Annotated in this window: 20 protein-coding genes, 1 tRNA gene and 1 pseudogene; 7 read left to right on the plus strand and 15 right to left on the minus strand. The window is 66.2% G+C overall.

From position 1 onward, the window contains the following. Positions 1-8 precede the first annotated feature (8 nt). Positions 9-902, plus strand: a complete 894-nt coding sequence (locus DRB87_RS01815) for a LysR family transcriptional regulator (protein ID WP_130024646.1) — start codon at positions 9-11, stop codon at positions 900-902. 87 nt (positions 903-989) lie between these two features. Here the strand turns inward: DRB87_RS01815 and DRB87_RS01820 are convergent, their stop codons facing one another. The 6 genes and pseudogenes from DRB87_RS01820 to DRB87_RS01845 all read right to left on the minus strand — a co-directional run bounded on the left by DRB87_RS01820 (position 990) and on the right by DRB87_RS01845 (position 6,040). Further along, positions 990-1,292, minus strand: a complete 303-nt coding sequence (locus DRB87_RS01820) for a hypothetical protein (RefSeq protein ID WP_130024647.1) — start codon at positions 1,290-1,292, stop codon at positions 990-992. Between the two features lie 305 nt (positions 1,293-1,597). Further along, positions 1,598-1,674: transfer RNA gene (locus tag DRB87_RS01825), tRNA-Val, on the minus strand. Between the two features lie 84 nt (positions 1,675-1,758). Further along, positions 1,759-2,547 (minus strand): annotated as a pseudogene (locus DRB87_RS01830) (NYN domain-containing protein); the annotation flags it as partial. A gap of 72 nt (positions 2,548-2,619) precedes the next feature. Next, positions 2,620-4,029 carry an MFS transporter gene (locus DRB87_RS01835; RefSeq protein ID WP_206100058.1) on the minus strand — a complete coding sequence of 470 codons (1,410 nt, stop codon included), beginning with the start codon at positions 4,027-4,029 and terminating at the stop codon, positions 2,620-2,622. Between the two features lie 98 nt (positions 4,030-4,127). After that, entirely contained in the window at positions 4,128-4,322 is a 195-nt protein-coding gene (locus DRB87_RS01840; RefSeq protein WP_130024649.1) for a DUF2783 domain-containing protein, read from the minus strand. Between the two features lie 29 nt (positions 4,323-4,351). Next, positions 4,352-6,040: an FAD-dependent monooxygenase gene (locus DRB87_RS01845; protein WP_130024650.1), complete on the minus strand. Its 1,689-nt coding sequence runs from the start codon at positions 6,038-6,040 to the stop codon at positions 4,352-4,354. A gap of 189 nt (positions 6,041-6,229) precedes the next feature. Here DRB87_RS01845 and DRB87_RS01850 point away from each other — a divergent pair, with 189 nt between their 5' ends. Further along, positions 6,230-6,685, plus strand: coding sequence for a MarR family winged helix-turn-helix transcriptional regulator (locus DRB87_RS01850; protein ID WP_165385221.1), 456 nt, complete (start codon positions 6,230-6,232; stop codon positions 6,683-6,685). A 188-nt stretch (positions 6,686-6,873) separates the two neighbouring features. Here the strand turns inward: DRB87_RS01850 and DRB87_RS01855 are convergent, their stop codons facing one another. Beyond that, complete coding sequence (locus DRB87_RS01855) at positions 6,874-8,592, minus strand: acid phosphatase (RefSeq protein WP_130027666.1); 1,719 nt, start codon at positions 8,590-8,592, stop codon at positions 6,874-6,876. A gap of 239 nt (positions 8,593-8,831) precedes the next feature. After that, positions 8,832-9,761 (minus strand): LysR family transcriptional regulator, encoded by a 930-nt coding sequence (locus DRB87_RS01860; RefSeq protein WP_130024652.1) that lies wholly within the window; start codon positions 9,759-9,761, stop codon positions 8,832-8,834. A 212-nt stretch (positions 9,762-9,973) separates the two neighbouring features. Here DRB87_RS01860 and DRB87_RS01865 point away from each other — a divergent pair, with 212 nt between their 5' ends. After that, positions 9,974-10,594 carry an NAD(P)-dependent oxidoreductase gene (locus tag DRB87_RS01865; RefSeq protein WP_130024653.1) on the plus strand — a complete coding sequence of 207 codons (621 nt, stop codon included), beginning with the start codon at positions 9,974-9,976 and terminating at the stop codon, positions 10,592-10,594. Between the two features lie 59 nt (positions 10,595-10,653). Here the strand turns inward: DRB87_RS01865 and alkB are convergent, their stop codons facing one another. The 4 genes from alkB to DRB87_RS24075 all read right to left on the minus strand — a co-directional run bounded on the left by alkB (position 10,654) and on the right by DRB87_RS24075 (position 13,576). Then, complete coding sequence (alkB, locus tag DRB87_RS01870) at positions 10,654-11,313, minus strand: DNA oxidative demethylase AlkB (RefSeq protein WP_130024654.1); 660 nt, start codon at positions 11,311-11,313, stop codon at positions 10,654-10,656. Next, complete coding sequence (locus DRB87_RS01875) at positions 11,310-12,041, minus strand: 2OG-Fe(II) oxygenase (protein WP_130024655.1); 732 nt, start codon at positions 12,039-12,041, stop codon at positions 11,310-11,312. Before DRB87_RS01875 ends, alkB begins: the two co-directional genes overlap by 4 nt. Next, complete coding sequence (gene ada / locus DRB87_RS01880; RefSeq protein ID WP_130027667.1) at positions 12,038-13,228, minus strand: bifunctional DNA-binding transcriptional regulator/O6-methylguanine-DNA methyltransferase Ada; 1,191 nt, start codon at positions 13,226-13,228, stop codon at positions 12,038-12,040. The genes DRB87_RS01875 and ada overlap by 4 nt, the downstream gene beginning before the upstream one ends. Before the next feature lie 102 nt (positions 13,229-13,330). Further along, positions 13,331-13,576 (minus strand): CopD family protein, encoded by a 246-nt coding sequence (locus DRB87_RS24075; RefSeq protein WP_130024656.1) that lies wholly within the window; start codon positions 13,574-13,576, stop codon positions 13,331-13,333. Between the two features lie 194 nt (positions 13,577-13,770). Here DRB87_RS24075 and DRB87_RS24080 point away from each other — a divergent pair, with 194 nt between their 5' ends. Then, entirely contained in the window at positions 13,771-14,391 is a 621-nt protein-coding gene (locus DRB87_RS24080; RefSeq protein WP_206100059.1) for a hypothetical protein, read from the plus strand. On the opposite strand, the gene DRB87_RS01895 is transcribed toward DRB87_RS24080, so the two are convergent. Continuing rightward, entirely contained in the window at positions 14,319-14,729 is a 411-nt protein-coding gene (locus tag DRB87_RS01895; protein WP_130024658.1) for a copper resistance protein CopC, read from the minus strand. The genes DRB87_RS24080 and DRB87_RS01895 overlap by 73 nt on opposite strands. 402 nt (positions 14,730-15,131) lie before the next feature. On the opposite strand from DRB87_RS01895, the gene DRB87_RS01900 reads away from it, so the two are divergent. Beyond that, positions 15,132-16,382 carry a GTP-binding protein gene (locus tag DRB87_RS01900; protein ID WP_130024659.1) on the plus strand — a complete coding sequence of 417 codons (1,251 nt, stop codon included), beginning with the start codon at positions 15,132-15,134 and terminating at the stop codon, positions 16,380-16,382. A gap of 65 nt (positions 16,383-16,447) precedes the next feature. Here the strand turns inward: DRB87_RS01900 and DRB87_RS01905 are convergent, their stop codons facing one another. Further along, complete coding sequence (locus DRB87_RS01905) at positions 16,448-17,167, minus strand: pirin family protein (protein WP_130024660.1); 720 nt, start codon at positions 17,165-17,167, stop codon at positions 16,448-16,450. Between the two features lie 375 nt (positions 17,168-17,542). Between DRB87_RS01905 and DRB87_RS01910 the strand changes: the two genes are divergently transcribed. Together DRB87_RS01910 and DRB87_RS01915 are read left to right on the plus strand one after the other, a co-directional pair. Continuing rightward, positions 17,543-18,412: a PhzF family phenazine biosynthesis protein gene (locus DRB87_RS01910; protein WP_130024661.1), complete on the plus strand. Its 870-nt coding sequence runs from the start codon at positions 17,543-17,545 to the stop codon at positions 18,410-18,412. 22 nt (positions 18,413-18,434) lie between these two features. Beyond that, positions 18,435-19,016 (plus strand): YigZ family protein, encoded by a 582-nt coding sequence (locus DRB87_RS01915; RefSeq protein WP_130024662.1) that lies wholly within the window; start codon positions 18,435-18,437, stop codon positions 19,014-19,016. Positions 19,017-19,091: 75 nt separating this feature from the next. Here DRB87_RS01915 and DRB87_RS01920 read toward each other — a convergent pair whose 3' ends face one another. Next, on the minus strand, positions 19,092-19,496 hold the full coding sequence (locus DRB87_RS01920; protein ID WP_130024663.1) for a hypothetical protein: 405 nt from the start codon (positions 19,494-19,496) through the stop codon (positions 19,092-19,094). Between the last annotated feature and the right edge of the window lie 35 nt (positions 19,497-19,531).

Here is a 19,531-nt window from a genome sequence, read left to right on the forward strand (position 1 = left end):
TGCGCGGTATGGATAAACTTCGTGCCATGCAGACGTTCGTTGCCATTGTCGATCGGGGCAGCCTGAGTGCGGCGGCGCGCGCGCTCGATTCCTCGCTCCCTGCGGTCGTGCGCACGCTGGCGGCGCTCGAGACATCGCTCGACGTCCGGCTACTCAATCGCACCACGCGCCGCATCGCGCTCACCGAAGAGGGGCGGACGTATCTCGACACGTGTCGCCAGATCCTGAGCGAACTCCAGGAGGCAGAAGCGCGGCTGGCCGCGCGGCACGAGGCGCCGAGCGGCACGCTCGTGGTCACGGCGCCGGTGCTTTTCGGGCAGTTGCACGTCGCGCCCGCGCTATATCGCTTCCTGCGCGCCTACCCAGCCGTCAAATGTCGTCTGTTGCTCAACGATCGCGTGGTGAATCTCTGGGAGGAAGGCATCGACGTCGGGATTCGCATCTCGCCGCTGGACGACTCCACGCTCGTAGCGCAAAGCCTCGGGGCAATTCGTCGCGTGGTGGTGGCGAGTCCGGCGTGTCTGGTCGAGCAAGGGGAAGTGATGCACCCGCGCGACCTGGCGGGCAAAAATTGCATCCGCTCGCAGGGTGGCGGTTTGGGACAGTGGCGGTTCTGGGAGGGAGGGCGCGAGTTCGTCGTGCCGGTCGACGGCAATCTCGAGGTCAGCCATGGCCTCACGGCCATCGACGCGTGCCTGGACGGGCTGGGCTACGGCTGCTTCCTCTCATATCAGGTCGCTGCACCAATGGCCGACGGCCGTCTCGTGCGCGTGCTCAAGGACTACGAAGGACCGGCGCGGCCGGTCAATATCGTGTATCCCCACGCGCGACTGTTGCCCTCGCGCACGCGCGTGTTCGTGGAGTGGATGAAGCGGGAGTTGCGCGACGTGTCGATGCGATGAACAAAAGAACGCGGAAAGCGACAGTGCCGCTTCCCGCGTAAAAAGCCCGCCGACGCCAATCGGCGGACCGCTTCGTTCGTTGTGGGATCAGTCGTCGTCGCCGTGACGCCAGCCCCAACCGCGGTGGTGGCCGCGATCGTGACGGTCTTCCCAGCGGCGATCACGCCAGTCGTCCCAGCGGTCGCGACCGTAGTAGACAACCGGGCTCGGCGCTTCGTACATGGGGCGCGGCTGCACATAGACAGGCTGCGGTGCCACGTAGACCGGCGGCGCTTCAACCACAGGCATGGGCAGGCCCAGATAGACGCCAATGTCCGTACGGGCCGACGCCGCGCTCGAAGCGACAGCGGCGGCAGCACCAAGGGCAGCGACGATAAGCATGCGTTTCATGATGTCCTCCAATGGCGCTCGCAGGTCGATGCATCGGTTGATGGCATGGCGCGACTGCGTGCGCGTGGGCAATGAAGCCAGTGAGTCGGATCGATTCGCGACGGCGGTGCAAGCGGGGAAGCTTTCCCATCCAGATGCCAGTCGTCGAACCATTGAAGCCAGTGTATCGATGACCCCGCGCAGCAGGTGCTACCAGTTTGTCGGGGATGTGTCGTTTTGTAACGCGGGCGATGGCCTGCGCGCGGTCGCGGAAAAAACAAAAGGCGTTACGCGAAAACGCGCAACGCCTTGTGCTTTTGATTCGTTGGTAGGCTCGATTGGACTCGAACCAACGACCCCCACCATGTCAAGGTGGTGCTCTAACCAGCTGAGCTACGAGCCTAGAAAGACCGCGAGTATAGGGGGAATTCCGGAACCTGACAAGTGTTTCGCGCGATATCGTCGAAAAAAGTTTCGAGTGCGCTCATTCGCCGCGTTTCGCCGTGCCGCGCCTGGGCTTGATCCGTACCCAGAGGCTCTTGTTCCCGCCGCTGCCTGTGCGCTGCTCGACTTCGAACAGGCCGATGGTCGTCACGAGGTCGCTCAGCTTGCCGAAGCCGTAATTGCGCGCGTCGAAGTCCGGCGCCTGTTTCGCGATATGGCTGCCGATGGGGCCAAGGCTCGCCCACCCGTCCTCATCCGACACGCCGGTCACCGCGTTACGCAGCAGTCGCACGAGGCGCGTGTCACGCTTCAGGTCCGACGCGCTGCGGCGCTTGCGCGGCGCCGGGGCGTCGTCGTCGTCGTCCCGCTCGTCGTCGTGACGCAGCAATTCCGTGTAGATGAACTTGTCGCAGGCGGTGACGAACGGTTGCGGCGTTTTGCGTTCGCCGAAGCCATACACGATCAGTCCCTGCTCACGGATGCGCGAGGCGAGTCGTGTGAAATCGCTGTCGCTCGAGACGAGACAGAAACCGTCGAAGCGTCCCGTGTAGAGCAGATCCATCGCGTCGATGATCATGGCGCTGTCGGTGGCGTTTTTGCCGACGGTGTAGCGGAACTGCTGGATCGGCTGGATCGAGTGTTCGAGCAGGCACTTCTTCCAGCCGTCGAGATTGGGTTTGGTCCAGTCGCCGTAGATGCGCTTCACGCTCGCCACGCCGTACTTGGCCACTTCGGTGAGCAGGCCCTCGACGATGGCGGGCGCGGCGTTATCGGCGTCGATCAGAACGACGAGCGTGGGGCCTTGAGCGGCCACGGCGGGGGTCACTGGCATGACGGGGTTCCTTGAACGCGAAGACGTTTCGCATTATGGCCCGGAACGGCGTCCGCCATGCCTTGACCGGGATCAGCAGTTGCCGCGACGCTGCCCCAGCGGTGCGAACCACAGCACCGCAATGCCCACGAGCAGGCTCGCGGCAGCGAACATCAGGCCCGAGGTGAACGAATGCGTCCAGTCCTTGAGCGCGCCCACGACAATGGGACTGAGCGCCGAGCCGAGATTGCCGACGGCATTGATGACCGCGAGTCCGAGGGCGCGCGTATGCGGGGCGAGACTGCGGTCGGGCACCGTCCAGAAGATCGCCATGGCGGTGTAGGCGCCGGTCGATGCCATCGCCACCCCGGCGAGGCGCAGTGACGGCTCCGGCGCGAAGCACGTGACGACCCAGCCCGCCGCGGAGAAGAGCATGGGCAGCACGAGGTGCCAGCGGCGTTCCTGCAGCCGGTCGGAGCGGCGTCCCCACCAGATCATGCCGGCTATCGTGCAGACCGATGGAATCGCCGCGAGCAGGCCGATGGTCACGTTGCTGCTCGTCGTGCCGAAGCTCTTCACGATCTGCGGAATCCACAACGATGCCAGCGAAAGCGTATTGACGAGACAGAAGTACCCCAGCGCGAACTTCGCCACGCTCGGTGTGACGACCGCGCGCCACATGCGGTCGCCCGCGTGCGCCGCACGACCCGTCTGTTGGGCGAGCGCGGCGGCGCGGTCGCGGGCGATCATCGTATCGAGCGTGCGCTTTTCGGCAACGCTCAACCAGCGTGCATCGGCGGGCTTGTCGTCCAGGTACCACCAGGTGACGACGCCGAGCAACACCGTCGGCAGTCCTTCGAGCACGAACAACCACTGCCAGCCGGCGAGTCCGCCCACGCCGTCAAGCCGCAGCAAATAGCCCGATGCGGCGGCACCAAGTGCGGACGTCACCGGCATGGCGATCATGAACCAGGCATTGGCGCGTGCGCGCGCGGCCGAAGGGAACCAGTCGCCCATGTAGAGCAACATGCCTGGCAGGAAGCCCGCCTCGGTAATGCCGACGATGGCGCGAATGAGATAGAGGCTCGTGGCATCGTGCGCGAACATCGTGGCGCTCGACGCGAAACCCCACGCGATCAGAATCGTGCCGATCCAGCGACGCGCGCCGACCTTCACCAGCATCAGATTGCTCGGCACACCGCACAGCACATATGTGAGGTAGAACACGGTCGAGGCCATGCCGAACATCGTGCTCGTGAGCTTCAGATCCTGGCTCATCGTGAGCGCGGCGAAGCCGACGTTGATGCGATCGAGAAACGAAAACAGAAACAGCACGAACAGGAAACCCAGCAGGCGGCGCGAGACCTTGCGTACGACTTCGCGCTCCAGGGCCTCGTTCGGAAGAGACGGCGACGCCGGCGTGCCATCGAGGGCGACAGCGGCGGGCGATGCGGATGCAGCGATTCCGCCGGCGATACCGGCGGCAGACGTGATACGACTCATGATGGGTGTCTTCTCCAACGCTCCCCGCCTCGAATATTGTGTGGCGGTGTGATGAAAACGGGCCCGCCATCGAGGGCGGACGCCGAAGGGAACCGTGCTTATTCCTGCGCGCTGCGGGCGGCCTGCTCAATGCAGTCGATCACGCGCTGCGGATCGTCGATCTCGTGTGCCAACAGCAGAACGACCTTGGCGAGCAGCAGCTCGCGCTTGTCGTGCGGTGCGGCGTCGATGGCCAGCGCGAGGGTGTCGTAAATCTCCTCGAGTCCGGCGATGGCGGTTTGTTGGGCGGTCATGGCAGAGCTTCCTTGTGTGACGTGACGGCTCAGGCGTGGGCCGTCGCCTGTGCGAGCGCGCTGGCAAGACGCGTGGCATCGAGCTGCTGCCAGCGAGCGCAGACATGGTGATCGGGACGCACGAGGTACGCCGTGCCGTTGGCGGCACCGTATTTCGTCGCGCCGTGGCCCGTCGGATCGGGCAGCGTGAGGTCCGCGCCCGTCACGTCGCCTCGCGACGATGAGAACGCGATGACCTTCACGGGCACACCGCGCTCGCGCCACGTCGCGAGTGCGTGACGCACGGTGTCGTCGAGCGGGATGTCGCCAAACGTCAGCAGATGGAACGCGGCGCCGAGATGGTCGTACAGATAGTCGTTGTCGCCGAGCTTGACGTTCGGGGCTGGCGCACCGACACCGGGCCCCGCCGTCATCCGCGCGTTGTCGTCGTTGGCGCTGTTGAGCGGCGAGTCGCGATAATCGTGCGCGCGCGAGGTGCGCCAGTGGAACAGCGGCCGCACGAATTCGTGATCGAGCGAGAGCTCGAGCACGGCGTCGCGCAACACACGGAAGCCATGTGAGGGGGGCGTCATGAAGCGCGTGCTCTTGCCGGCTTCCGCGATGATCTCGCGCGCCGCGCCCACGCGGTCGTGCGTGTACGACGCGAGCAACGAGGCCGGTGCCGCACCCTTGGCAACCGCGGCAACTTTCCACGACAGATCGATAGCGTCCTGGAAGCCGGTGTTGGCCCCGCGCACACCGAAGATCGGCAGCAGGTGAGCGGCGTCGCCCGCGAAGAGAATGCGTCCGTGGACATAGTCGGGCAGCGTGAGCGCGCGCGCCGAATAGACCGAACACCAGTCGAGTTCCCACGGCGTGCCGCCGAGCCCCATCATGTCGAGCTGCGCGTTGATGCGCTCGCGAATCGTCTCCGGTTGCAGCGCGTGCTCGGACGTCTCCGACGCCGGCAACTGATAATCGACGCGCCAGATGCCATCCGGCTCGCGATGCATGAGCACTGTGTTGCCGGGATTCCAGTCGGGGGCGAAGTATGCCAGGCGCTCGGTGGGCAGATCGAGATCGATGCGGATGTCGGCGATGACGAAGCGGCCTTCGTAGCTCGCCCCTTCAAAACGGAGGCCCAGCGCGGTGCGCACCGTCGAGCGCGCGCCGTCGGCGGCGACGAGCCAGCGCGTGCGTTGCGTGTACTCGCCCTCGGGCGTGTCGATCCGCAGGGCCACGCCGTGCTCGTCCTGTGTGAGCCCGACGAGCTTGTTGCCCCATCGCATCTCGATGAGCGGCTGGCGCTCGACGGCATCCACCAGATAGCTCTCGAGCACGTTCTGTTGCAAGTTGATGAGCGGCGCGAAGCGGTCGTCCTCATCCACCGGCGATTCCATGCGGAAGACCCGCTGACCGCGATAGTACGAATTGCCGCTGGTCCATGGCAGGCCCTTGGCGAGCACGGCGTCGGCCACGCCCACGGCTTGCAGAATCTCCTGCGAGCGACGCGTGAAGACGATGGCGCGGCTGCCTTCCGAGACTTGCTGCTCGGCCTGAAGCACGACACAGCGCACCCCGTGGCGTGCCAGCGCGAGCGCCGTGACCATGCCGATGGGGCCACCGCCCACGACGGTGACAGGGACATCTGGGGTTGTCTCGCCCTGCGGCGCAAAATGCGGATGGACGCGGTACGCGTGATAAAGCGACGCGCGCGGGGTGGTCTCTGGTCGATGCATGATGCGGCACCCAAAAATTCAGCTCGGCGCGTGCGCAGCGGGTCTCGTGTCAGCGGGGAGACGCCGGATGCGCAGCGCGAATGGCGAAAGCGCCATTGAGCATATAGTTGCTAACGCAACCATTCTAGTGTGCTAATGTTGCGCTCGCAACCAAATATCGACCCTTTTCGACTAGGGAAAAACACTGAGATGCGGCCTGTCCACGAATCGCTCGACCAGTTCCTGACGTACAAGATGCACCGCCTGATGAAGCAGCACGACAAACGTATCGCGCAGTCGTATGCGGACACGGCGCAATTGAGCCTGGCCGAGTCGCGCGTGTTGGCGGCGGTGGGCACGGCGGGGGCGTTGTCGAACTCGGAGCTGGCGCGTCGCGCGAATCTCGACAAGAGTCAGGCGAGCCGGGGGGCGGACGGGCTGGTGTCGCGTGGGCTGGTGCGTCGTGCGCCGGACGAGCACGACGGCCGCGCGGTCAAGGTCACGCTCACGCCAGAAGGCGAGCGAGTGTGGCGCGTGGTGATCGATGCGGCGCGCGCCCACTACGACCGATTGTTCGACACGCTGACCGATGACGAGATGCGCGTGTACGAGCAACTGCTCGACAAACTGCTGCTGCGCTCGGACGAACTCGACGGGCAGGGCTGATCGATCCCGCCGAGGGCATGCGCTACTTGCCGCGCGCCACGGAAAACGGAAAGGGCAGCCGCGTGGAACCGCTCCCAAAAGATCGGGAGGGGCGGACACGCAGATGCCCTTTTGCTCAGTTGCGATACACGTACATCGAAGTCATCAAAACCATCGCCCTGCACGCGCGACGCCAACCTTAACCATCCTCAAGCGAACGACAGCGTCTTCGTCAGATCGCCCGGCGGCATGGCACCACGCGCCGCGAAGGCGGCGTTGCGATGGGCGATGCCTTCGAGCGTCGGCAGATCGTACAGGCGCGTGACGAAGCGCAGGATCGACGTGGTGTCGTAGAAGGTGTGATCGACGTTGCCGCGCTTGGCGAACGGCGAGACCACCAGTGCCGGAACGCGCGAGCCCGGCCCCCAGCGGTCGCCCTGCGGCGGCGCGACGTGATCCCACCAACCGCCATTCTCGTCGTACGTAATCACGACCATCATGTTCTGCCACTGCGGCGACTTCATGAGGTGGGCCAGCACGTTCGCCACGTGTTGGTCGCCCGATTCCACATCCGAATACCCTGCGTGCTGATTCAGGTTGCCCTGCGGCTTGTAGAAGGTGACGGCCGGCAGCTTGCCCGCAATGGCGTCGGCGATGAATTTGTTCGCGATCGGGCTGTCGCCCTCACCTCCATCGCGCAGATGCATCTCGCGTGCGGCCGTGCCGGGCGCGAACTGCGCGAAGTAGTTGAACGGTTGATGGTGATATTGGAAGTTCGGCTTGTCCGCACCGCCCTTGTGATCGAGCGCCGACTGCCACGCGCCCGCGTACCAGGCCCACGACACGCCTTTCGTCGAGAGCACGTCGCCGATGGTGGCGAACGTTTGCGGCGGCAGCGTGGCGGGGTTGGACGGATCGGCCAGACGTTTGTCGCCCGAGGCAGCGGGCTTGATCGGCGACGGCTGGTAAGCCGGCATCATTGTGTTCACTGCGAAGTTGTCGGGCGTGATGGCACCGTCGCGCACGAACTTCGGCGGACCGCCGGCCGCCGAGGCGGGCGACTCCGGCGACACCGCCAGACGCACGCCTTGCGGCCCATCGGCCAGCACGGCGATCTTCTCCTTCGCCGGACTTTGCGCGGCGTTCGGATACACGGGCGGACGTCCCGCGATCAGGAACTGGTGATTCAGGAACGAACCGCCGAAAGCCGCCATGAAGAAGTTGTCGCACATCGTGTACTGCTGCGCGATCTTGTACATGTCGAGCGTTTTGGCCGTTTCGCCGTAGTAACCCATCGTCAGACCGCCCGAATTGGCCCATGCGGCGAACTGGTTGTTCTTGCCGCCGTTGATCTGCATCTGGTTCTGCCAGAACAGGTGCCACAGATCGCGCGTGATGACGGACGTCGGAAGCAACTGGCCCTCGGCGTCCTTGAGCATGAACGGCGCGTTCGGCGCCCGCGCGATGTCCTTCTCGGTGATGTGGTACTTCTTCCCGCCGACGGTCTGCGCGCGCGGCACGAGACCCTCGAAGATCGGCGGCAAAAGCGGCATTGGGGTTTTGCCGTCGCGATCGAGCTGGGTGTAGACCGACGCCGGCACCTTCGAGAGGGGCTTCTCCACGCCGGGGAAATCGCCGAACAGATTGTTGAAGCTGCGATTCTCGAGATAGATCACGACCACCGTCTTGATGTTGGCCTTGAGTTGGGCGTCGAACGTGCCGCCAGCGGCGACGCTCGTCGGCGCGCCGGCACCGCCCTCGGCGGCGCAGCCGGTCAATGCCGTGGTGGCGCCCGCCGCACTGGCCGCACCGATGGCGGCGAGGCCTTGAAGCAGGCGGCGGCGCGACGGATCGCTCGGGTTGTCGTCGTGCGCGAGGTCGGCGTCGAGCGCGGGATCGTGAGGTTGGGGCTTGGCGTCGTGCGTCATGATGTCCTTGATGAGCGAGTCGGGCGTAGGCATTCGGCGAGGCAGGCGAGCGCACCCGCGTCCGGTCGGTAACGGCAGGCGGACGCGCGCAGCATCGCCAGACTGCCGGGGCGGGGCAGGCAGACGACGTTTTTACGCGGGGAGTGTGACAATTCAGTGACGCCGTCGCGGCGTCACGACAGACCGCACGGGATGGGGGCCGTCGGCGTGGCGCAAGCCGCTCACGTCGTTCATGCCGCTCATGCCTCGGGCGCGGCCGGTCGTCCGGCGTAGCCCGTGTCCTCGAACAGCTCCGTGCGGAACTGTTCGACCAGATCGTCGAGCAGGGCGCGCAATGCGCTGGGCATCTGCTTGCGCGACATGTACACGCCGTAGACGGTCATCTCGCGCGGCACGCAATCGGGCAGTAGCGCGCGCAGGGTGCCGTCGCGCAGATGCGGCAGCGCCGAGTAGACCGGTTGCATCGAGATCCCCGCGCCCGCCAGCGTGGCGGCAAAGACCACATTGACCTCATTGGCCGACAGATTGCCGCCGACGGGCACGCTCAACGGTGTGCCGTTGTGCGTGAACTGCCAGAGACTCTTGCCGAAGTACGTGTAGGTCAGGCAGTTGTGCAGGCTCAGGTCTTCGGCGCGCTCCGGCGTGCCGTGACGCTGGAGATACGACGGCGCCGCACAGACCACCGAGTGGCATGTGGCCAGCCGCCGCGCGATCAGCCCAGGCGACGGCTCGGACGTGACGCGAATCGCCAGATCGATGCGCTCGTCCACCAGATCGATGGTGCGGTCCGCCACCACGAGATCGATAGCCACCCCGGGATGGCGCAAGATAAACCGTGTGACCGCCGCCGCCAGGAACGCCTGGCCGAGCGACGTACTGCAAGCCACGCGCAACAGACCGCGCGGCGCGCTGTCGGCGTGCGATGCGCACGCCAGATCGTCGGCGATGCCCAGCATCTCGCGACAACGCGGCAAGGCGTCGTTGCCAGCGTCGGTGAGGCTTACCGCTCGCGTCGTCCGGTGCAGCAGCCGCGTGCCGAGCCACGCTTCGAGTTCGGCCAGATAGCGCGAGACCATCGCCCGCGACATATCGAGCCGCTGCGCCGCCGCCGTGAGCGAGCCGCGCTCGGCCACTTCGGTAAAGACCCGCATTGCCGTCAGACGGTCCATGATTTGCTCGATCGATGCAACAAAGTGATCGTCATTATGGGCTTTTTTTGGGCGACTGACGCGACTACGATGGCAAGCATGCGTGTCGTCGAACGACGGCATCTTCGGTGCAAGGCGACGCCGATGCGTTGCCTCAATGCGGTCCCGACGGCTGTGCGCGCTGAGCGTCTGCCGCCTATCCCGCATTCCCCATCACTCCCAGGAGAGTCTTGATGAAAGTCGCTTTGATTGGTATTACCGGCCGCGTGGGTACGCGCGTTGCCGCCGAACTGCTGCAGCGTAATCACACGGTGACCGGGATCGCCCGCAATCCCGAGCGCGTTGACGCCGAGCAGGGGCTCACAGTCGTCAAGGGCGATGCCGCCGATCCGGCGATGCTCGCGCCGCTGCTCGCCGGTCACGATGCCGTGATCAGCGCGGGTCGCTTCGCCTCGATGGACGCCGCCAAGCTCATCGACGCCGTGAAGCAGGCCGCCGTGCCGCGTCTGCTCGTCGTGGGCGGGGCAGGCAGTTTGGACATCGCGCCGGGCAAGGCGCTCATCGATACGCCGGAATTCCCGGAAGCATACAAGCCAGAAGCGAGTGCCGGCCGCGTGTTCCTGCAAGTGCTGCGCGCCGAGGCAAAGGACGCACCGTTGAACTGGACGTTCCTGTCGCCGTCGGCGTTGTTCGAGCCAGGCGAGCGCACGGGCAAGTTCCGTCTCGGCGGCGACGCGCTGCTCGTCGATGCCAACGGCAAGAGCTGGATTTCGATGGAGGACTACGCCATCGCGCTGGTCGACGAACTCGAACGGAACCAGCATCCGCACGCGCGCTTCACGGTCGGCTACTGAGCGCTGCCGATTGCCGTCGAGCGTGACATGACGGCGGCGCGCGTCGATCGTCGGCGCGCTCAGCGCGCCTGCCGGAACGTGAGGTTGTAACGCACGGCTTGCGCGTCGAAGCTGCCTTCGACGCCGGCAATGCCGTGATAGACGAGTCGCGACGGCCCGCCCCAGACGACCACGTCACCCGGGGCGAGACGCATGCGGCGGGTGCGATCGCTACGGTGCAACCCGCCCCACAGGAACGTCGCGGGAAGTCCAAGCGACACCGACACGATGGGCGCGCCCAGATCGCGCTCGTCGCGATCCTGATGCAACGTGAGCCGCGCATCCAGCGAGTAGCGATTGACGAGACAGGCGTCTGGCGCGAAGTCGCGATACCCGGCAGCGTCGGCGGCGTGGCGCGCGAGCGCGAGAAACGATGCCGGCATCGGCGGCCACGGTTGCTGCGAGAGAGGATCGTGCGTGCCGTAGCGATACCCCTGCCGGTCGCTGATCCATCCCACTTCCCCGCAATTCGTCATGGCGACCGACATGCGCTTGCCACCTGGCGTTAGCCAGTGACGCAGCGGCGCTTGCGCGATCACCGCGTCGATATCGGCCTGCAAGGTCGTCAGTTGTGACTGCGCGAACCCGCGCAACACGAATGCGCCCGGACCGAGTGCGTCGGATGGCGGCGTGCCGTGGTCTTTGTCGTCGTGCGCTGAGCCGAAAAGGTCGAGTGTCATGTGGCGTCGTGCAGGATCACGCCGAGCGTGTGTCGATGGCCACTGCGCACGCGGCTCACGCCGTGGCGCAAATTGACGCGGTACACCCCGCGCGCGCCGTTCACCGGACGGTGATGCACGGCGAATACGACCGCATCGCCGCGCGTGAGCGGCACCACCTCGGCGCGCGACTGCATGCGCGGGCGCTGCTCGGTGAGGACGAACTCGCCGCCCGTGAAATCCTCGCCGGGCCGAGACAGCAAAATGGCCACCTGCAACGGGAAGACGTGTTCGCCGTAGAGGTCTTGATGCAGGCAATTGTAGTCGCCTGCGGCATAGCGCAGCAGCAACGGCGTAGGGCGTCGCTGACCGGCGTTGTGGCATTGGTCGAGGTAGGCACGGTGCGAGGGCGGGTAGCGCGTGTCAATGCCCATCGCGACGTGCCAGCGGTGGGCGATGTCGCGCAACGGCGTGTAGAACGCTTCACGCAATTCGGCGACCAGCGGCGGCAGTGGGTAAGCGAAGTACTGATATTCGCCCTGCCCGAATCCGTGACGCGCCATGACGATGCGGCTGCGGAAGCGGGGCGATGTGGGGGTGATGCTCGTGGGCGCGTCGGTCTCGCCGTACATTGCGCAGAGCGCAGCGCATTCGCTGGCGTTCAGCAGCTTTGGAATGCGCGCCGCACCGAAGCCATTGAGTTCGTCCTCCAGGGCGGCCCAATCGAGCGACAGCACACGCGCGCTCACCGCGTCACCTGGGGCGTCGCGTCGCCACTTTCCTCGCCCTCGTGGGCGAGCAAGGCGCGCTTGCGCTCCACGCCCCAGCGATAGCCCGACAGGGCGCCGTCATTGCGCACGATGCGGTGGCACGGAATGACGACGGCCAGTGGGTTCGATGCGCATGCCTGCGCTACCGCCCGCACCGCCCGAGGGGCACCAATGCGCTCGGCGATCTGCGTGTAGCTGGCGGTCGCGCCGGCCGGCACGTCGCGCAGTGCTTGCCACACGCGTTGCTGGAACGCCGTACCACGGACATCGAGCGGCAACGACAGACCCGCGCGCGGCGACTCCACGAACCCCACCACCTGGGCCACCCATCGCTCGAACTCGGCGTCGGCCCCGACCAGTTCGGCCTGCGGAAAGCGGTCTTGCAGTTCCTTCACAAGCGTATCGGGGTCGTCGCCCAACGCCACGGCGCAGAGTCCGCGCGACGTAGCGGCGACCAGCAATGCGCCGAGCGAGCACTGCGCGACGGCGAAGCGAATCGATTCGGCCTTGCCGCCCGCGCGGAATGCCGCGGGCTTCATGCCGAGCAGCGCGTCGGCACTCGCGTAGAAGCGGCCGTTCGAATTGAAGCCGGCGTCGTAGTACGCCGACGTGACGCTCTCGGCCGCGGACAGTGCGTCGCGCACACGCCCGGCGCGACGCGCGTTGGCATAAGCGCGCGGGGTCACGCCCGTGACCGCGCGAAAGAGTCGGTGGAAATAGTGCGGACTCAGGCCGGCTTCGGCAGCGAGCGCGTCCAGTCGCGGTGGCACCTCGGCCGTCTCGATCTGCCGACAGGCGGCCGTCACCAGTGCGGCGTGACGGGCTTGGCGCGCGCCGGACGCGCCAAGCGCCGGCTGGCAACGCTTGCAGGCACGAAAGCCCGCGCGCTCGGCCGCGGCGCTATCGGCATGGAACGTCACGTTTTCGCGCCGCGCGAGCCGCGCGCCACACGAGGGGCGGCAATACACGCCAGTCGTTCGCACGGCATAGAAGAATTCGCCGTCCGCCTGTTTGTCGCGCGCGGCGACCGCGGCCCACTTGGCGTCGTCGGTCGCGTAGCGCGATTTGGCCGAAGGGTGGCTCGCCGCGACAGTCGGCGTCCGGGCCTGCGAAAGACTCGGGCTGCCGGTCGGGGCGCCGGGATGAAGGGGGCGTTTGGCGGTCATTGGATCGGTGGGCATCGCAGGGGCTCCGGACGACTGAGGACTTGCCTTCAGTGTAGGGAACGGGTCGCGATGCCGCGCTCCGTTTCTTGCTGTCGAATTCGGTCAGCCGCCCGGCGGCATCGTCGTGCCAAGCTTGGCCGCAAGGCTCATCACCATCACGAGCACGAGCGCCTCGATGGCGACCACGCGCGCGAAGGCCGTCGTATCCAGCGGCGTCTCGCCCGTGTCCAGCGCAAGACGCGGCAAGAAATGCCAACGGTTCCACGCACCCAGCAATGCCGCAATGCCGACGAGCACGAGCTTCGTGACGAGCCAGGCGAAGTACGGCGCGTTCTGGGGGCGAACCACAGCGAGGGCGTCTCACCGAGGGTGCGCCATGCGTTGAACGCCCCCGTCACCAGCGCGACGACCATGGCCAGTGCGGCGACCGAGGAAAGCCGTTCGCCATACGCTGCCCGTGCGCCAACTGGCCAATGACGCCAGCCCGGGATCGCGCATCCGGCCACGAGCAGCGCGCCGGTCCATGAGGCCGCGGCGGCGACATGCAGCGTGTGAATGCCAATGGCGAGCCACGGCACGGCCGCATCGGCCGCGTGTCCCGTTCCGGCGCGGGCGAGCGCCAGCGTCACGGCGCCGGCGGCGTAGACCATGCGCGCGTAACGCTCCTGACGATGCTCGCGACGATGATGCCGGTCACGAGGATCATCGGCGATCGGCAGCGCCGCGCGCAGGCGCCGTCGCGCGTCGTACCAGGCCCAGACGCCCGCGCACAGCAGTGCGACGCCGAGCGCGGCGATCCATTGCATCCGGCCGAAGTGGGTTTGGGTAAGCACCACCCACACGTCGCCCGTCATGGCGGACGTGCTTTCCCAGTCGCCGCCCGTCATCGCATCGGTGCTTGCGAATACGTAGGCGATCCACGCGAATACGGCGAGGCCCGCCGCAAAGGCCGGCAGCACGCGCAGGGTGAGGCCGCGCCGCACGGCGTGCGGACTGCGCAGCAGCAGCACGCCGAGGGCCAGGGCCAGCGCCAGGTTCAGCAATCCTGCGGTGGCCGGCTGCCAGGTGCCGGCGGCCAGATCGGCCGACATCACTTCACGGAGAATTTGATGTTGCCTTGCGTGCGATGGCCGTCACTCGCGACGGCGACCCAGTTCGCTTGATAGCGACCCGCGGCAAGCGCGGGAAGCGATAGCGTGAGCGTTTTGCGCGCGGCGTCGAGTTCGGCCTTGGCCTGCGTGACCGGCTTGCCTTGGGCGTCGACCACGCCAAGCTTCGAGAGCGCGCCTTCGAGCGTCGAGTCGAACGTCACGCGCACGGCCTTCGGCGCTGCGACACTCGCCTGCGCGGCCGGTTCGCTCGAAACGATGTGTGCATGGGCCCATGCCCCCTGCGCGAGCCCGGTCAAGCCGACCACGGCCGCCAGTGTGAGTCCGTGCGTCGCGCGTCGCAGGAAGCCAGTGGCACGAGGAGCATGGGAAGCGTTCTTGGAAATGCGCATATCGAGTGGGCTAACGAGTTGGGTAATGATTTGAATAAGCCGCGAAGACATTCGGGTGGCGGCGTTCGCAGGCGAGCGGTAGGGCCGAACGCGCTCGCCCGCGTCGGCGAGGCGCTCGCGCTGTCCTGCGCGCAGGCGCGCTCAACGCCGCTCGCGCAGTATCGCAGACCTTGCAGACCGACGCAGCCATCTGAGGGTTCCCAGGGGCGCGTCTCGCGCGGCAATGTGTCGCGCCGATTGCATCGAGGCACGTCTGTCATTTTGCAACTCGGTTGCAAAATGACATCGACCTCAGTATCATCGCGCCATGTTGCAACTTGGTTGCATTAATCGGGCCGCGAACCGCGCCATGGGACGTCCGCGCGCCGTGCCGGCCTCACAAGATCACAGGACTTTGCTGCCATGACGATTCCTCTCGGGGCATCCGGCGACGCTGACCGTCGCCTGCCCGTGACCGTGCTTTCCGGTTTTCTCGGGGCCGGCAAGACCACGTTGCTCAACCATGTGCTGCGCAATCGCGACGGCCTGCGCGTGGCGGTGCTCGTCAACGACATGAGCGAGGTGAACATCGATGCGTCGTTCGTGGAGCGCGGTGCGGCCAAGGCGGGCGCGGCGCTCTCGCGCACGCAGGAGCGTCTCGTCGAGATGAGCAACGGCTGCATCTGTTGTACGTTGCGCGAGGATTTGCTCATCGCGGTGCGCGATCTGGCGCAGGCGGGCTGCTTCGATTACCTGCTCATTGAGTCGACGGGTATTGCCGAGCCGATGCCGGTGGCCGCGACGTTTGAATTTCGCGATGAGGCGGGCAAATCGCTCGCCGACATCGCTCGTCTCGACACGATGGTAACGGTCGTCGACGCCCTGCATGTGCTGGAGGACTTCCACAGTGTCGACACGCTCTCGCAGCGCGGCGAAGTGGCCGGTGAGGAGGATGAGCGACGTCTGGCCGAACTGCTGACCGAGCAGATCGAGTTTGCGGATGTGGTAGTCGTGAGCAAGGGGGATCGCGTGGACGCGGCGCGGCTTGACGCCGTCAAGGCGCTGATCGCCGGTCTCAATCCGTCGGCCCGCATCGTGCTGGGCGAGCACGGACAGGTACCGCTCGCCGATGTGCTGGGCACGGGGCTTTTCGATCCCGAGCGGGCAGAGCGAATGGCCGGTTGGGCGCAGGCGCTCGAGGGCGAGCCTGTGTCAGAGGCCGACACCTACGGGGTGACGAGTTTTGTGCTGCGTCGTCGTGCGCCCTTGCATCCGGCGCGCTTTGCGTCGTTCATGTCGATGCCGTTCGACGGCCTCCTTCGCGCCAAGGGGTATGTCTGGGCCGCGAGCCGTCCGGCGTGGGCGCTCGCCTACTCGCGCGCCGGCAATACGGCGACGCTCGAGCCGATGGGGCAGTGGTGGGCTGCCGTGGATCGGGCGGTGTGGCCACCCGAAGGTGATCCGCAGCGCGCCGACATCGAGGCGAATTGGGAGGCGCCCTGGGGCGATCGCATCAATGAAGTGGTGTTCATCGGACGCCATATGGATCGCGACGCCATTGAAAAAGCGTTCGACGCCTGCTGCCTGAGCACCGTCGAATGCTCGTTGGGGGACAGCGCCTGGCGCGACGCCGAGCACGCGCTGCCGCTGTCGATGGAGAGCGAGAGCGCGTGAACCGGGCGCGCACGACGCACCGCAGAGCGAGCGTGTCGCCGTACGGTGCGTCTGCGTGCCGCGCCTTAGAAGTCAGGCGTTTCCACCGGGCGCAGGTCGAACACGAGCACTTCCGCGTTGGTACCGTGCGAGAGCGTGAGCGCGGTTTCGTTGCGCACGCGCACCCCGTCGCCTTCCGCCAGCGCCACGCCATTCAAACTCACGCCACCGCGTGCCACATGCACATAGGCGTAGCGGTTCGGCGCGAGCGTCAGCGTGGCCGACTCGTCGCCGTCGAACAGGCCGGCATACACACGCGCATCCTGATGGATGTGCAGCGAGTTGTCGCTGCCGTCCGGCGAGATGATCAGGCGTAGTTGGCCGCGCTTTTCTTCCGGCGTGAAGTGTTGTTGCTGATACTCGGGCGCGATACCTGCCTGATTCGGCACGATCCAGATCTGCAGGAAGTGCACCGGCGAGGTGGGCGAGTGGTTGAACTCGCTGTGTGCCACGCCGCGCCCGGCGCTCATCAACTGCACGTCGCCCGGCTCGATCACCGACCCCGTGCCCATGGTGTCCTTGTGTTCGAGTGCGCCTTCGAGCACGTACGAAAAGATCTCCATGTCGCGGTGCGGATGCTTGCCGAAGCCCTGAGCCGGGGCCACGCGGTCGTCGTTGATCACCAGCAGGTCGGAAAAGCCGACTTGCTTCGGATCGTAATAGTTCGCGAACGAGAACGTGTGGTGCGAGTTGAGCCAGCCATGGTTGGCAACGCCTCGGTCCGCAGCTTTTCTGATGTCCAGCATGATGGGCTCCTATGTCTTCGTCGTTTCATTGAGAGGCCGGGTTGGCCTCGATGAATGTCATTTTAGAGTCCTGTAGAAAAACCACAATCCGCCTGATTCGTGAATAATTGTCCTGATTTAGGTGACAATCAAGGCCGACGACGATCCCCCCGTCTTTCGGGCGCGAGGCGGACGATTCTTAGTGCGTGGGGTTCAAGCGGCCGAAAGCGCGGGCGTTGGCGCGCGTGCCGGTGCGCGATGTGCGAGACTACGGACCTTCTTTCTCAAGGCTGGCCGGCCAACGGGAGCAGGCACGGCACGCTGTTATCGGACACCTGTGCGCGCATGGCTCGAGGGCCGTGCGGTCGTCCGACCCGCCCCCACTGGAGATTCGTCATGAGCCGCACCTATGCATTTCGTATCGTCAACGTCTTCGCCGAAACGACCTTCGGAGGCAACCCGCTGTGCGTTTTCGAAGACGCGCGCGGGCTGAGCGACGAAGAGATGGGATCGCTCGCGCGACAGTTCAACCTGTCCGAGACGACGTTCATTTTGCCCTCCGAGACGGCCGATGCGCACGTGCGAATTTTCACACCCGGTTACGAGATGCGTTTTGCCGGGCATCCCACGCTGGGGACGGCGCACGTGCTGCGTGCCATGCGCGCCCTGGGCGACCGCGTGACGCTGCAATTCGCCGCCGGCCTGGTGCCGGTGCAGGCCAGCGGCGATCACTGGACGCTCACGGCGCCTTCGTCGGGCGAGCCGAAGATCAAGCCTGCGAGCGAGGCCGATGCCGACATCGCCGCGCTGGTGCGGCTGGGGCGCGACGATCTCGCACAGTCGCCCCAATGGGTCGACACCGGGGCCGATCAACTGCTGATTCCGTTGCGCAACGCCGACGCGGTCGCGCGGGCGCAACCCGACAGCGCGCGTCTGGAACGCTGGCCGCTCTCGAGTCTGGAGCGTAAAACGGGCTACGTGTTTTCCATCGACGAGGCGACGGGCGGCGAGTTGCAGGTCACGGCGCGCTACTTCTTCACGACGCAGGGCGGCGGTGTGAGCGAGGACCCGGGCACGGGATCCGCTTGCGCCAACCTTGGCGGCTGGTTGATCGGACAAGGGTATCCGCTGCCGGTGCGCGCGCACGTGTCGCAGGGCGACGCCATCGAGCGACCGTGCCGGTTGACGCTCGAAGTCACGGCGGATCGTCGGATCCTGGTGGGCGGTAACGTCATCGAACTCGCACGCGGCGAGGTGCGCCTGTAAGGCGCCGGGAGACGACAGTCGTATGTATGCATTGGCAGCGCCGGTCGACACCGAGCTGGACATCAAGAAGAGCCGGTTCATCGGCATCGTCATGCCGGTAACGTCGCGCGAGGCGGCCATGCGCGAACTCGGCGCGCTGCGTGTGCGCTACCCCAACGCCACGCATTATTGCTGGGTGTTGTTGTGCGAGGGCGCGTCGGGTTTCGACGACGATGGCGAGCCGGGCGGCACGGCGGCCAAGCCCATGTACAACGTGCTCATGCACAAGGGCCTGACGAATGTGCTGGCGGTCGTTGTGCGCTATTACGGCGGTATCAAACTGGGCGCGGGCGGCCTGACCCGCGCCTACGGGCAGGCGGTGAGCGAAGCGCTCAAGCTCGCCACGCTCACCGCGGTCGAGCCGACGACCGAGCCGCGCTACCGCTGCACCTTTGCCCACGAAGCGACGCTGCGCCGGTTGGCGGAGCGTCATGGCGCCGAGGTGCTCGACGCCACCTACGACGACGCCGTCACGCTGCGGTTACGACTGAAGATGCGTGACGTGGCGGCGTTCGAAGCCGACGCGACGCAAGCCCTCAGCGGCGGCCTCAAGCGGAGCGATTGAGACGATGAGGCGGCCGGTCGTCGCGTGAGACGGCGCGCCGTGGCTGGACCGGGGCAGGGGCGGCGAGGCGCGGCGTCAATGCTCGAAGAGGTGGAAGGCCTCGAAGTGGTTCCGCCGTCGCGAGAGCGCCACGAGATTGACGATGCACACGAGCGCAACCAGCGCGAAGAGGGGCGCGGAGACTTCGATGGTGTCGCGCGCGAGCAGCGAGACGAGTGTCAACGCCACCATGATCGCCAGCATCGCACGATGCAGCCACGTCGCCAGCCGCAAATGCCGCTCGGATTGCGCCACGAGCACGACCAGCGAGACATAGAACGGCGCGGCAAGCAGGGCCAGCACGCAAAGCGCGAGGAGCACGCCAAGCACGCTGGCGAGCGGTGCATGCCCGTCGGCGGCGCTCGATTGCACGCCGACGACCGTTGCCGCAGCGAGATAGAGCAGCATCAAACCATCCAGAACAATCGCGGTTCGGTTCATGACATCTCTCCGACGAAAAGGGTGCGGAGGTGAGA

The organism is Pandoraea sp. XY-2 (assembly GCF_004193915.1).
Lineage (GTDB): Bacteria > Pseudomonadota > Gammaproteobacteria > Burkholderiales > Burkholderiaceae > Pandoraea > Pandoraea cepalis.